Below are 13,728 nucleotides of genomic sequence, written 5' to 3' on the forward strand. Positions count from 1 at the left end.
AGTCCCAAAAGCGGTCCCCCATCCCGAATCGCCTGTTGCTCCTTATAAAATACTAAAGAAGGTGTCGTAAATAAGTCTTACTTCGATTGGACGCTGCGGTTGTCGGTTCGAATCCGTCCCTGTAAGGTAGCTCAACTGGATAGAGCTCAGCGCAGATTGCCTTATTGAATTTTACCCTTCTTTTTAAAAAATATTAAGGTGCCGTAAATATGCGCTACTTCGTGTCACCGGTTCGATCCCGGTCGTTGGCGTAAGCTGATGTAGCTCAGATGGTAGAGCAGTTAAAATTGCGCATATTGACTTTGTTGCCCTTAATAGTTAAAGAAGATGCCGTAGATCAGTGTTACTTCGCCCGTCACGCAAAATGCAAACCCTGGCCAAGTGTTGCTCTTTCATTTATATTATGTAAATTATACGATTGAATCATGACAGAAATTATCCTTCAGAAGCTACTCGAATTAGAGCAGTCTGAAAACATAAAAATACTTTACGCATGTGAATCTGGTAGTCGCGCGTGGGGTTTTGCTTCCCCTGACAGTGATTTTGATGTCCGGTTTATTTACACCAGAGCAGCTGATGATTATCTGAGTATAGCCGACAGTACGGATACCGTTGGCTTACCCGTTGATGAGGTGCTGGATATTAGCGGCTGGGATATCAAAAAGGCTTTAAAGCTGTTTTTAAAATCCAACGGACCGTTATACGAGTGGCTACAATCGCCTATTGTATATTGCCAGGAACCTAACTTTGCAAGGGAAATGCGTGGACTTATGCCTAGTTACTTTTCTTTGCGATCTGCTGCAAATCACTATTTGTCGATGGCTTACAATACATTTTCTGAGGATCTGCAAAGTGACCATGTGAAGATGAAACGCTACTTTTATGCATTGCGGCCCGTTCTTGCATGCTTATGGATTATTGAGCGTCATAGCGTACCACCAATGGAATTTGAACCTTTAAAGGTGCTGATTAAAGACCCTAAAGTTCAGCAAGGCATTGAGAAGTTGATGGAGAAAAAGCTTGTGGCGGATGAAAAAGCGATGATTGAGCCAGTGGCATTGCTGAATGATTGGCTGGCTACCACGCTATCTAATTGCAAGATCCAGATACCTTTGTTACCTTCTATAAGGCAGCAAACAAATGAGTTGGATCAAGTTTTCAGAAAATACATTGGGGTATGACCTATAAAGAACTTAGACAGCATAAGCAGCTGATCCTGTTGGATTGCGTTAGTGGCAGTACGGCATACCATTTGAACGTGGAGGGTTCCGATATAGACAAAAAGGGGATTTTCATTATGCCCCAACATCAGCTTTATGGGTTTGATCAGCAACAGCAAATTGCCAACGAAACCAGTGATGAAGTGTATTTTGAGATCGGCCGTTTTCTGGAATTGCTGACGAAGAATAATCCCAATATCTTAGAGTTGTTAAGCACTCCCAGGGAGCATGTTTTATTCCGTCACCCCTTACTCGAACTCATCAAGCCTGAAGATTTCCTATCTAAACTTTGCCAGGATACTTTTGCCGGTTATGCACAAACGCAAATTAGGAAAGCACTTGGGTTGAATAAAAAGATCAATAACCCAATGGATGCTGAACATAAATCGGTGCTGGACTTTTGTTACGTAACACACAATAATGGTAGTGTCGCACTCAAAGAGTGGCTTATGGCATATCAGTATACGCAGGATCAATGCGGCCTTGTTAAGCTCGATCATTTTCGGGATGTTTACTTACTTTATCATGAGAAACAATTAAATGAAGGCAGATTCGCAGGAATTGCATCTGGTCCTAATGCCAATGATGTGCAGCTTAGTACTGTACCTAAAGGATTGGAACATATTGCTATAATAAATTTTAATAAAGATGGCTACTCTACCTATTGCCGTGAATACAGGGAATATCAAGAATGGGAAGCAAAGCGAAATGAGCAACGTTATCAGTTTACTTTAACTCACGGTAAAAGCTACGATTCAAAGAACATGATGCACACGTTTAGACTGCTTAATATGGCGGAAGAGATTGCATTGCAACATAAGGTAATCGTTAGACGAGAAGACAGAGATTTTCTCCTGAAAATCCGCAATGGCGAATTTGAGTTTGATGCGCTAATGGAGATGGTGGAAGCCAAAATGGAAAGTGTACAGGTCGCTTATAGAAATTCCTCTCTGCCGGAAAAACCTGATCACAACAAAGCTGAATCAATATTAGTAGAGATCAGGACAAAATACTATTCGATGTGCGACTTATAATCCGCGAGCTCACCTAATTATGCCTTATCGATGCCAGCTATATTTTAATAATGTCTTTCCAAATTTTATCATTTGGCATAAGGTGTCTTTAGGATATTTTATCTTCCCTTTATGAAAAAGTTAGCAATTGTTCTACTTATAATTGGGTCGTTTGCAGCACTAAGCGTTAACACCAAAGCTGCTGATGGTGGTAAGGAGATTTATCTGCCCAAAAAGATCTCTACGGTCCCAGATAACAACGATTTCAATAACAATGAGAGCGAGTACAGTAATAAAAGGAGTGTTCAATCTGCTAATTTCATGATTTATTGGTCGAAGGAATATGGAGATGATCCTTTGTTAAACGATGACCGAACCAAAAGATTTGACATCACCAGAGCAGTCAGTGAATTGGAGCGATATTATCAATACTATGCCGAGGAGTTGAAGGTTGTTAAAAAGGGAAGTTCTATAAGTGACCGCTATAAGATTCTGTTTTTTATTACGGGTGGTAAAGATGGTACGGCATACGGATGGGGGGCAGATCAAAAAGTTGGAATATTATGGTCGCCAGCTGTGCGGATGAGCAAAGAACCTTACGGCGTTCTCGCCCATGAGCTTGGGCATGTATTCCAATTCTTTGCAGAAACTGACCATAACGGAACAAGTTTTAGAGGCGCTTTTAATGAAATGGGTGCGCAATATTTGCTATGGCAAGTGTATCCAGACTGGCTCACGTTCGAAAATTTCCACCTCAAAGCATTTCTGGAAAATACACATCATGCCTTTTTGCACCCAATTAATACCTACCATTCCCCATTTGTAATTGAGTATTGGGCAAGCCTTCATGGGAAGGAATTTTATGGTAAACTGCTTCGAGAGGTTAGAAAGGGTGAAGATCCGGCACAAACCTACCAGCGCATCACTAAAATTAGTCAAAACAAATTTAACGATGAGATTTTTGATGCCGCAAGGCGATTTGTGACCTGGGATATCAAGAGGATAGATACGATAGCGAAAAAATATGAGAACCAGCATCATAGCAAGTTAATCGAAACAGATAGCGGATGGCTGAAGATTGCCCCAGAAAATATTCTGGAAAGCTACGGCTACAATGCCATCCAGTTAAAAGTACCAGAATCCGAAAAGAAGATTTCCGTTCAATTTCAAGGCCTAAGCGCATTAAATGATGCTAAAAGTGCTAAAGCAGCAGGAACGGGCTGGCGATTTGGGTTTGTCGCCTACAGAGCGAATGGTAAACGGGTATATGGCAAGATGCATTCAGACATGAATGAACTAGCGACCTTCGATGTGCCGAAAGACACTCAATTTCTTTGGTTGGTCGTCAGTGCTGCCCCATCTGCACATATTCCATTGGATCGCAAAGCTGAAAATATCCAGCAATTTCCTTATCAAATTAAATTATCAGGGACGAGTTTGAACAAATAAAATCACTAAATTGAGGCACTAACGTTGAGCAACAAACTTACTGGTATACTCCTACCAGCATTATCAACAAAGAAATTGAGCCAGGGATGGCTAACAACTCAAATTACCTTGCAGATCATAACATGCAGTGGAAAAACGGACAGGCGCGCCAAAAGCAGGACGACCAGGCATTTACTTCACTGCATTTGTATACTAGAAAGGGAATTGAACTTCAGAACAGCTATGTACGACCGTGACGGGCATTTATTAGATTTCTTAACGCAGTAAAGCAATAGTCTCCTCCTGGGTGCGTAAGGTTAGGCACCATCCAATACTTTCTGACTACAACAAATACCAACTCGGATACATTTCATCTGACGACTATCAAGAATTTTGTACTTGAAATTTATTGAGTTTAAAAGGAATTAAAAAAGAGTTATGCAAAAAAGAAAGTTAGGAAATAGCGGGTTAGAAGTTTCCGCATTAGGATTTGGCTGTATGGGTTTAAATTTTTTGGATGGAAAAGGGATGGAGAAAAAAGAAGCCATAACGCTATTACGCAATGCAGTAGAAAGAGGTATCACATTTTTTGATACTGCGGAGGCTTACGGACCTTATACCAATGAAGAAATTGTGGGCGAAGGATTACAGCCTTATCGAAAAGATGTAGTAATCGCTACAAAATTTGGTTGTAAAGATGCGAGGCCGGCAATAGGTTTAGACAGCAGACCCGAAACTATTAGAGCGGTGGTTGAAGGATCTCTAAAAAGACTAAAAACAGATTACATCGATTTGCTTTATCAGCACAGAGTTGATCCAAATGTTCCGATAGAAGAGGTAGCAGGAACAGTGAAAGACTTGATACAAGAGGGCAAAGTAAAATACTTTGGTCTATCGGAAGCAAGTGCTAAAACGATTCGAAAAGCACACTCAGTTCAACCTGTAGCAGCATTACAAAGCGAATACTCTTTATTTTGGCGTGAACCAGAAACTGAAATAATACCAACACTAGAAGAGTTGGGAATTGGTTTTGTTCCGTTTAGTCCGTTGGGCAAAGGCTTCCTCACAGGTGCCATCAACACAAAATTAGCAGATGTTGACCGTAGAAATATCCTTCCTAGATTTAGCGAAGAAAATATAAAGGCCAATCAGGTTTTAGTGGATGGACTCTCTGAAATTGCCAGAGAAAAAAACATCACACCCGGACAATTGGCATTGGCTTGGCTATTGGCTCAAAAGCCTTGGATAGCACCAATTCCCGGAACTACAAAATTACATCGCCTGGAAGAAAATATTGGCAGCACAACGGCTGTTTTAACGACCGATGAGCTTGCAAAAATTGACGTCACGGTAAATGGGATTACCCTTGTGGGTGACCGTTATCCCGAATTTTTAGCAAAGCAGATAGACAAATAAAAACTAACAACCATGCAAAATATTAGGGGAAAAGTTGTGGCCATTACCGGTGCAAGTAGCGGAATGGGTAAAGCCATTGCAATAGAATTAGCAAAAAACGGTGCAAAGGTTATTTTGGGTGCAAGGCGAACGGAACAATTACAACAAGTTGTTGACGAAATCAACAGCAAAGGTGGCGAAGCCACTTTTGTTCAAATTGATGTAAAAAATAAAGCCGATTTAATCAGGCTGGTAAATACAGCAGTTGAGCAAAATGGGAAGTTAGATGTACTGTTAAACAACGCAGGCGTCAGTCAATTAAGCCGTATTGACGAATTGGATATAGATGGTTGGGAAGAAATGATTGACATCAACCTCAAAGGCGTTTTGTATGGGATGGCGGCCGCAATCCCTATTTTTAAGCAACAACAATCGGGGCATATCGTCAATATCATTTCCACATCAGGAATAAAGATTGTGCCCATGCAAGGCGTGTACGCAGGAACCAAAAATGCCATTCGCACCATTGCAGAAGCTTTTCGTCAGGAGTCGGACGGAAACATACGCATTACAGGGATTTCGCCGGGATTTGTGAAAACAGATTTTGCGAACAATATAAAAAATGAAGCAATGAAAACGGCAGTTCAGAACGGAATGGAACAAATGGCTATAGATCCCATAGCCATTGCCAATGCGGTAATTTATGCAATAAGTCAACCAAGCGATGTTGAAATCGGCGATATCGTTATTCGTCCGTCAAAACAAAATTGATTAAGTTCGTAAAAGAAAATGCAACAACAACCTAACATCAATCACCTAAAAAGTATATCCCAGTTGGCACGGGTCTTGGGAATTCCTGCACCAATGCACCCATTGATTGCACTGGTTGATTACAAGAATGTTTCGATTGATCAATTTCCGAAAGGGCAAAAAATAAGTCTGGATTTTTACAAAATTTCCTTTAAGCCTACATTTACGGGGCAAATAAAATACGGACAAGGGCATTACGACTTTGAAGAGGGTGGACTGGCATTTTTGAAGCCTAATCAAATTGTTTTTTCACCCGAAGAGACAGAAAGCTATGAAGGGATTGCTTTGTATTTCCATTCAGACTTTATACGGAATTATCAGTTAGGAAGCACAATAAATCAATATGGCTTTTTCTCTTACGATGTTTCAGAAGCCTTATTTTTATCCGCAAAAGAAAAAGAAGTTATCGCCAACTTATTTGCTTCAATAGCCAATGAGTTAGAAAACAATATTGACAATTTCAGCCAGGATGTTTTGGTGTCGCAAATAGAGTTGTTATTGAATTACAGCAATCGTTTTTACAATAGGCAGTTTATAACCAGGAAAGCAATCAATCACGATACCATCACTTCTTTGGACAAGCTGTTAAACAACTATTTTGCAACAAGCAGTTTGAAAAGCGGTTTGCCAACCGTGAACTACATCAGCACGGAATTAAAGTTGTCGCAACGCTATTTGAGTGATATGTTGCGTTCCTTGACAGGACTAAACACACAACAGTACATACAGAATGCCATTATAGAAAAGGCAAAAGAAAAATTATCCACGACAAAGCTATCGGTTTCGGAAATTGCTTATGAATTGGGCTTTGAACATTCACAATCGTTCAGCAAACTTTTCAAGACAAAGACAAACATCTCGCCTTTGGAATTTAGGCAGTCGTTTAATTAAAAGATGTACATACTCATGCGCTCGAAACTTACCATCCGGTTACTCTTACTTAGCCTCTCATTTTCTTTGATTGCGATGACTGTTTTTGGGCAGGTTTTTGACAATAAGCCGGAGTATCCGAAATATGCCCCTGAATTGTTGAAACAAGATCTAGACTTTGTGTTTAGAAAGTACGGAGAGGTACACCCTGATTTTTACAAGGAGACACCAAAAGATACTGTGTTAAAGCGTTTGGAGGCGTTGAAATTATCAATTACCAAGCCGATGACCCGGATGGACTTTATCAGTTTGTTTGCGCCGGTGCTGTTTCATGTAGTTAAGGACGGGCATAATTATGTAAATGGTCCCGATGCTGAAATTGAGACCTATAAAAAGAATGGTGGTTTGTTTTTTCCATTGCCCGTTAACATGCGCGCTGGTCGGATCTATTGCAACTCTTTGAAAACAGAAATACCTTTTAACGCTGAAATCGTCAGTATTAATGAAGTCGGGGCCGGGGAGGTGGTTAAAAAGCTCTTGTCTGGATACAATGCCGAGAGCGAGTATTTTGCAGAAGTATCCAATTCGCCAGGGTTTTGCTGGATGTACTGGGAACGTTATGGGGGCTATGATGAATACCGCATTGAGTATGTCGACGGAGGTAAAGTAAAGTCGACAACACTAAAAGGATTGCCACAGGACAAGCTGGAAGAATTGACTATTTCTGTACCTCAAAAGAACTATGCTTTTCACGAGCTGCCTGAACATAAAACGGGCGTAATACAATTTAACGTTTGTGATGGATTGGAAGGATTTAAACCCTTTTGCGATAGCGTTTTTACCATCATGAAAGGCAAAAAGTACGAACACCTGGTTATTGATATGCGTGAGAATATGGGCGGCACAACCAGGCTGGGAGAAGTGCTTTATGGTTATCTGACCAATAAAGCGATCAGTCAGTTTGATAAAATAGAAACCCGGATCAGCAAGGAGAAACGAGCAGAGTTTGTGGAGATGAACCGGAAATATGGCGGCTGGTTTCAATGGTACGATTACCTGTATTATCCGATATATATACGGACCAATGCAAAACGCAGGGCGATCATGACAACCAAAGAAGGAGCTTTGGCTACAGAGCGTTTTAAACCTAAAAAGCCTGAAGTAAGTCCTTTATTGTTTAATGGCAAAGTGTACCTGCTAACCAGTGAGAAAACCTATTCTGCTGCGGCCATTTTCGCGGCTACTTTGAAGCACTATAAATTGGCGACCCTGGTAGGTCAGGAGACTGAAGAAACCACCAGCTTCACCGCAAACACAGTTGAATTGGTGATGCCCAATACCAAGCTGTCCTTCTCAATTTCCTGTGCCAGGATCTTCATGGTAGGGTGGAAGGACGATGGTCACGGAGTGATACCCGATCAAATCATTAAACGGGATGACAATTCGACAAGCGACCAAGAGCTGGGATATGTATTGAAGGAGATCAAAAGCAATAAGGCAAACAAACTATTTTTGTAACGATGAGTAGTCTGGAATATGAAGAATTATCGCAAGGCGATGTGGAGTTGATTGCAACTGAATTGTACCCGAAGGCGAAACGCAGCTTGATGTTCTCTCTAGCCGCAATGCTTCTTTTTAGTTTTCTACTCCCCTTTGTACCGGGCAAGCGAAGTACCAAATCGGCGATTGAGACTATGGGTTACCCCGGTGCCTTTATCACTTACTTCTTTATATTCGCCTGCTTCGGATTGTATTTTTACAGAAAGTCGGTCCTGGGGCTACGCCGCGATTTAAAAAGCGGCAATAAGTGTGTTTTTACAACCAGGATTTCTAAGAAAGTTTGGCATAACGACCAGCAATTTGAACTCAAGCTGGAAGAGCATCCAAAAGTGTTCTCAAAAAAAAAGTTTTTTTATCCTGTTGTTGAATCTCACTGCTTCCATGAGGGTGACATGGTTGTCATTGAGTATTTGGAGCGATCGGAGGTGCAGTTAAGGATGTTCGCAGAGGTTTAATTCTACGACCACTGTTACTTAAATGGATTGCAAAATAATTTGCTTTTTAATTACTATTGTAGGCAACTTAAAATCGTTTACTTTTATCAAACTATTCTTTAAACATTGCTCTAGAAGACTATTTCTTCCATTCATAATGCAGTGAATATATCTTAGGAAAGTTTGGTAAACGCCATTAAAACAATAAAAAGCAGAGGGGGATTATGAAAAATATAATCACGAAAATTATTCACCCTATTGGGGAATAATCTGGATACATTAAAGCCCTCGGAATAAAATAAACAAAAACTATTGTAAATAATAGTTTCTCAAGAGCAATCCATTTGATGTTTTCGAATAAAAGAAATTTTTGCTTTCGCTTTTGCACACTTAAATGTAATCAATATTTACCCTCTAAAAAAACCATTCATATCTATCTTAAGGCTTTCAACAATCTTTCCTATGCCGTTCCGATGGATGGGACTAAACTCAAAACTCTGAAAATTCGTTGGCCATAGCCAGCCCAATACTTTCATATTTTTCCTTATAATTTATATCATATTTATAGAGAAAGTGCTTGAAGATTAGATCTCCTGACACCGGGATTTCTGAGATTTCAGTCTTGTATATATAGCCAAATTCCGCTGAGTTGCCCTTCAATGCCATTTGAAAATTGTAGCCGAAAACGCCATCACAAAATTCATTTATTTTAACCCCAGAGAGTTCCTTTTCTTTGCCTGATTTTAGAAACAAAATATGATCATTAACTATTTTTTCAACGCGCGCAATATCAGAGCAATTAATTCCTATCGACTGTCCTAACGCATCAACTTGTCCTAACGGAAAATCAATAGTTTCTCCTGGCCATATTTTTAATGAACACTTTTTATCTGTACTTAGATATCTTACAGTATCAGTATAAATTTGAGAATGAGAAATTATCTCTTTGAAATTTAAAGGAACCCAATATTTATATGCATAGGCTGCATTAATAATATGATTTGAACGAATACGAACTTTTTCACCACCTGATAATTTACATAGAACGTTTCTTTTAAGCAATGAGTCTAAACACTTATTGGGACTGGATTGGCAACTTCCACCTAAATGAAAAAGTGACAACATTATGGTTCCAATACTGAATTTTATTAATAAACCTTTTGAGTGCATGAGTTCAATTTAAATATTTTTTTAACCTATCCCTTGCGCGCGGTAGGTCATTTTGTGGTCGTGGCGATATCATTTAATAGCCATTGTACTTTTCATTAAGACACCCGTGTGGATCACATTCCGAGTTGCTTGTATCGTGAGGTTACGATGGAGAGATATTCTTCTTTTACATCATCTGGTAAAAAGGATTTTTCGATCCAGTCCACTGCTATATTTTGATTTTTCTGCAATCGGTTATAAGCTCGATCCTTTTGCCGAGTTGTTAATTCCAGGCGCTCAGCAAGCCCGTCAAATTGAGTCCGACCAATCTTTCTTTTTTTAGCTCCCAATGTAAGCGCTAGCTCCTCATTGTCAGCGGGATTGGCCACGATACATTTAATAAATCATATGCCGGAGATAAAATCCAGCCTTGCGATGATAGGATCATTGAAAAATTCTTGAGGTGCATATCACTGTTGCGGGAATTGTATTGGAGCAATTTCTTTTGTGCTAACTGGCGCAAGTATACTTCCGAACATCAGCAGAACCTGGTTTACGCTGGATAGGTTCAATGTCTCCTTTCCCTGCTCAATTTTGCGAATTACTGTCAGCGCGACGCCGGCACGCTCAGCGAATTCCTCCTGAGTTAATCTGGCAAGCTTTCTCTTTTCTTTTACAAACGACGCTAATCCTTTCATTATATGCATTTACATCTATTTATGTAAAAATAGTAAAATTATATGTAAATAGATATAAAATTACGTAGATATGGATAACTATATACATATGGATATAGTCAATTTTTTCTTGATTTTAGGGATCTAATACCTGCTAATGGGCGCCAAAATTACTATCAATTCACTCTTACTTATCCTATCGGTTTCATTTATTAGACTAAACTTTATAATCTTGTAGGCAACTTATAAATCGTTTACTTTGTATCCAACTATTCTTTAAACATGGATCGAGAAGACTCTTTCATAAATCAAGACATTAAAGTAACCGTCGATGCTATTGTGTTTGGCTATAATCAGGAAAATGGCATATCTGTTCTATTGATTAGACGAAAAATAGATCCCTATATCAATGAATGGGCGCTCCCCGGCGGATTTGTGCTTAATCACGAAACACTAGAACAAGCATTGGCGCGTGAACTAAAGGAAGAAGCAGGCATATCTATAAATTACCTCGAGCAGCTATTTACGTTTGGAACACCAGATAGGGACCCTCGGAGAAGAATTATTTCGATTTCGTATTTTGGCCTTGTAAAATCTGCTGACTTTAGCCTGTTTGCCTCATCAGACGCCTCTGAAGCAGCTTGGTTCAATATCTATGAACTACCTGAGCTGGCTTTTGATCATAAGGAAATCGTAGACAAAGCAATTACAAGATTAAGAGCCAAGATCACTTATGAACCTATAGGATTCGAACTACTTGACAAAAAATTTCTATTCTCCGATCTGGAGCAACTTTATATGAAACTGCTTGGACATGAAATAGATCGCAGGAACTTTAAGCGCAAGGTAATGTCATTAGGTCTCGTTGTAGAACTGAATGAAAAGGCGCCAGTCATCAATGCAGGCCGTCCAGGAAAATTATATTCATTTGATAGTAAAAAATATAAACAATTAAAAATCAAAGGATTCGACCTCTATAAACTCCTTTAAATATGGTTTGCAAATTTAATTTGTGTAAAAAACACGCAAATTATTTGGATTGTAATAAATAAGTTCTTTTATTTGTGTCATTATTACGCAAAATAAACATTTACACATTAAAATTTAACGCATATGTTTGGTATCCAGCACATCAAATTTGACTCAATGACTTATGTACTCCATTTCAAAAATGGAAGCATAAAAAGAGAGGGGCGCGGACTCTCTTTCTTTTATTTTGCCCCGAACAGTTCAATTGTTGCTATTCCGATGGGGAGTAATGATCTCCCTTTTATTTTTAGCGAATCCACTAACGATTACCAGCAAGTAAACATCCAGGGTCAGATCAGTTATAAGATCAGCAGACCAAAAGAGCTGGCAGATGTTTTAGATTTCACTGTAAACGACAATGGGATATACAAGAAGAACGATATTGAGAAACTGAACCAACGGATTATCAACGAAGCTCAAACTGCAACTTCAGCATACATACACAGCATTAAACTGAAAGATGCCATAAGATCCGCCAAAGCAATAGAGAATAACATCCTCGAAGGTTTAAAAGCATCTGCTGCAATAGGCATGTTGGGCATTGAAATTCTTGGAGCAAATATTCTTGGTATTTCGGCTACTCCAGAAATGGCAAGAGCGCTGGAAACCGAAACCAGGGAAAAACTACAGCAGGAAGCAGACCAGGCCATCTATGAGCGCAGGAACTTTGCCGTTGAACAGGAACGCATAATAAAGGAAACAGAATTAAATACAGAAATAGCAGTAGAGGAAAAGCAAAAGCAGATTGCGGAAAAGAAAATGGAATCTATGGTCCAGCAATCTGACAACGAAAGAAAGTTGAGAGAAATGCAGCTGGAGGCCGATATCTCTGTAGAGAATCAAAGAAAGCAATTCATTGAGCAAAAAACTGCCAATGATAAAATAGAAGCAGAGACCCAAGGCTACGTTTTAGAAGCCACACTGAAGCCGTACAAAGAAATGGATTGGAAAATTTTGACTGCACTGAACAACAATTCTGACCCTAGGTTCAATATTGCCCTTGCCTTCAGAGAACTAGCTGAAAATGCTGACAAAATAGGCAATCTAAACATCAGCCCTGATTTATTAAATTCATTGCTTAGCGAAAGACCAGAAAAGAGAAAATGAGCGTAGAGTATGCCATTATAGTCAAAAACAAAACAAGACTGGAAGCTTTAATAGAACGGTTTAACACTAAAGCACAGGCCAGGTTTTATATTGAAAAATTAGGCGGGAATTTTGAGGACTATGAGAATGAGCATGAAATCTTCCATGACTCATTAAATACACTGCAGACCAGGCTTACCAAAGTCATCAAATACAAAATTCTTGACAGGGCCTTTGTACCCTCTTTTATCTTCTCTGAAAAAAACGTTATCGTCGTAATTGGTCAGGATGGCCTGGTAGCTAACACTGCAAAATACTCAAGAGGTATTCCGATTGTAGCAGTAAATCCAGATGCAAAACGCTATGATGGGGTTCTGTTGCCATTTAGCACGACGAATTTTATCAAAGGTGTTGAGGCCGTTATAGCCAATCAATACCATGCCGAAACAAAACGGTTTGCAGAGGCGAGGCTCAACGATGGGCAACGGTTGCTCGCTTTTAACGACCTATTTATAGGAGCCTCCTCTCATGTCTCTGCAAAGTATAAAATAACCCATAGAGAAATCACCGAAGAACACTCCTCAAGCGGACTGATCGTTTCTACACCGGCTGGCTCAACAGGTTGGCTCAGTTCAATTATGAATATGGCTTATGGTATCACGAATACCTTCGGAGGAAATCAACAACTCAAAAGGCCTGTATTTAAAGAAAATGAACTGATCTTTGCTGTGAGGGAACCATTCAAAAGCATCAGAACGCAGACGGGAATTACCCTGGGCTCAATTAAGCAAAAATCACATTTAACGATCGAATCCCTAATGCCCACAAATGGAGTCATTTTTAGTGATGGCATAGAAACCGATTTCTTAAGTTTTAATAGTGGCGCCATTGCAACAATAGGCATAGCGTCGGAAACGGCCAAATTGGTCGTTACAAAGTAACTCACATATGACAATAAAAACCGAACGCTATAAGCGGTTGCTATCTGCTATATTTCGATTATAAGCTCTTTGTTATAGCCATTGTACTTTTCATCAAAATACCCGTGTGGATTATT

At 39.6% G+C, this 13,728-nt stretch carries 16 protein-coding genes; 12 read left to right on the top strand and 4 right to left on the bottom strand.

Going from position 1 to position 13,728, the window contains the following annotated elements:
- Positions 1-425 precede the first annotated feature (425 nt).
- The 9 genes from ACXZ1K_RS04685 to ACXZ1K_RS04725 all read left to right on the top strand — a co-directional run bounded on the left by ACXZ1K_RS04685 (position 426) and on the right by ACXZ1K_RS04725 (position 8,751).
- Positions 426-1,181 carry a nucleotidyltransferase domain-containing protein gene (locus ACXZ1K_RS04685; protein ID WP_458972220.1) on the top strand — a complete coding sequence of 252 codons (756 nt, stop codon included), beginning with the start codon at positions 426-428 and terminating at the stop codon, positions 1,179-1,181.
- Complete coding sequence (locus ACXZ1K_RS04690; protein ID WP_458972221.1) at positions 1,178-2,254, top strand: DNA polymerase beta superfamily protein; 1,077 nt, start codon at positions 1,178-1,180, stop codon at positions 2,252-2,254. Before ACXZ1K_RS04685 ends, ACXZ1K_RS04690 begins: the two co-directional genes overlap by 4 nt.
- A gap of 111 nt (positions 2,255-2,365) precedes the next feature.
- Positions 2,366-3,682 (top strand): DUF6055 domain-containing protein, encoded by a 1,317-nt coding sequence (locus tag ACXZ1K_RS04695; RefSeq protein WP_458972222.1) that lies wholly within the window; start codon positions 2,366-2,368, stop codon positions 3,680-3,682.
- Positions 3,683-3,768: 86 nt separating this feature from the next.
- Positions 3,769-3,918: a hypothetical protein gene (locus ACXZ1K_RS04700; RefSeq protein WP_458972223.1), complete on the top strand. Its 150-nt coding sequence runs from the start codon at positions 3,769-3,771 to the stop codon at positions 3,916-3,918.
- Between the two features lie 181 nt (positions 3,919-4,099).
- Positions 4,100-5,077 (top strand): aldo/keto reductase, encoded by a 978-nt coding sequence (locus ACXZ1K_RS04705; protein ID WP_458972224.1) that lies wholly within the window; start codon positions 4,100-4,102, stop codon positions 5,075-5,077.
- Positions 5,078-5,089: 12 nt separating this feature from the next.
- Entirely contained in the window at positions 5,090-5,827 is a 738-nt protein-coding gene (locus ACXZ1K_RS04710; protein WP_458972225.1) for an SDR family oxidoreductase, read from the top strand.
- Between the two features lie 18 nt (positions 5,828-5,845).
- On the top strand, positions 5,846-6,757 hold the full coding sequence (locus ACXZ1K_RS04715) for a helix-turn-helix domain-containing protein (RefSeq protein WP_458972226.1): 912 nt from the start codon (positions 5,846-5,848) through the stop codon (positions 6,755-6,757).
- Between the two features lie 15 nt (positions 6,758-6,772).
- On the top strand, positions 6,773-8,254 hold the full coding sequence (locus ACXZ1K_RS04720) for a S41 family peptidase (RefSeq protein ID WP_458972227.1): 1,482 nt from the start codon (positions 6,773-6,775) through the stop codon (positions 8,252-8,254).
- Positions 8,255-8,256: 2 nt separating this feature from the next.
- Positions 8,257-8,751, top strand: a complete 495-nt coding sequence (locus tag ACXZ1K_RS04725; protein WP_458972228.1) for a hypothetical protein — start codon at positions 8,257-8,259, stop codon at positions 8,749-8,751.
- Positions 8,752-9,219: 468 nt separating this feature from the next.
- On the opposite strand, the gene ACXZ1K_RS04730 is transcribed toward ACXZ1K_RS04725, so the two are convergent.
- The 4 genes from ACXZ1K_RS04730 to ACXZ1K_RS04745 all read right to left on the bottom strand — a co-directional run bounded on the left by ACXZ1K_RS04730 (position 9,220) and on the right by ACXZ1K_RS04745 (position 10,577).
- Entirely contained in the window at positions 9,220-9,900 is a 681-nt protein-coding gene (locus ACXZ1K_RS04730; RefSeq protein ID WP_458972229.1) for a hypothetical protein, read from the bottom strand.
- Positions 9,901-10,013: 113 nt separating this feature from the next.
- Positions 10,014-10,268, bottom strand: coding sequence for a hypothetical protein (locus tag ACXZ1K_RS04735; protein WP_458972230.1), 255 nt, complete (start codon positions 10,266-10,268; stop codon positions 10,014-10,016).
- Positions 10,238-10,348, bottom strand: coding sequence for a HipA domain-containing protein (locus ACXZ1K_RS04740; RefSeq protein WP_458972231.1), 111 nt, complete (start codon positions 10,346-10,348; stop codon positions 10,238-10,240). Before ACXZ1K_RS04740 ends, ACXZ1K_RS04735 begins: the two co-directional genes overlap by 31 nt.
- A gap of 1 nt (position 10,349) precedes the next feature.
- Positions 10,350-10,577: a helix-turn-helix domain-containing protein gene (locus ACXZ1K_RS04745; protein WP_458972232.1), complete on the bottom strand. Its 228-nt coding sequence runs from the start codon at positions 10,575-10,577 to the stop codon at positions 10,350-10,352.
- 261 nt (positions 10,578-10,838) lie between these two features.
- Between ACXZ1K_RS04745 and ACXZ1K_RS04750 the strand changes: the two genes are divergently transcribed.
- The 3 genes from ACXZ1K_RS04750 to ACXZ1K_RS04760 all read left to right on the top strand — a co-directional run bounded on the left by ACXZ1K_RS04750 (position 10,839) and on the right by ACXZ1K_RS04760 (position 13,612).
- The gene (locus tag ACXZ1K_RS04750) at positions 10,839-11,546 is read left to right on the top strand and encodes an NUDIX hydrolase (protein ID WP_458972233.1); all 708 of its coding nucleotides are present in this window, start codon (positions 10,839-10,841) and stop codon (positions 11,544-11,546) included.
- 156 nt (positions 11,547-11,702) lie between these two features.
- Positions 11,703-12,692 (top strand): SPFH domain-containing protein, encoded by a 990-nt coding sequence (locus ACXZ1K_RS04755; RefSeq protein ID WP_458972234.1) that lies wholly within the window; start codon positions 11,703-11,705, stop codon positions 12,690-12,692.
- The gene (locus ACXZ1K_RS04760; RefSeq protein WP_458972235.1) at positions 12,689-13,612 is read left to right on the top strand and encodes an NAD(+)/NADH kinase; all 924 of its coding nucleotides are present in this window, start codon (positions 12,689-12,691) and stop codon (positions 13,610-13,612) included. The genes ACXZ1K_RS04755 and ACXZ1K_RS04760 overlap by 4 nt, the downstream gene beginning before the upstream one ends.
- Positions 13,613-13,728: the final 116 nt, after the last annotated feature.

The organism is Pedobacter jaeyakensis (assembly GCF_054461315.1).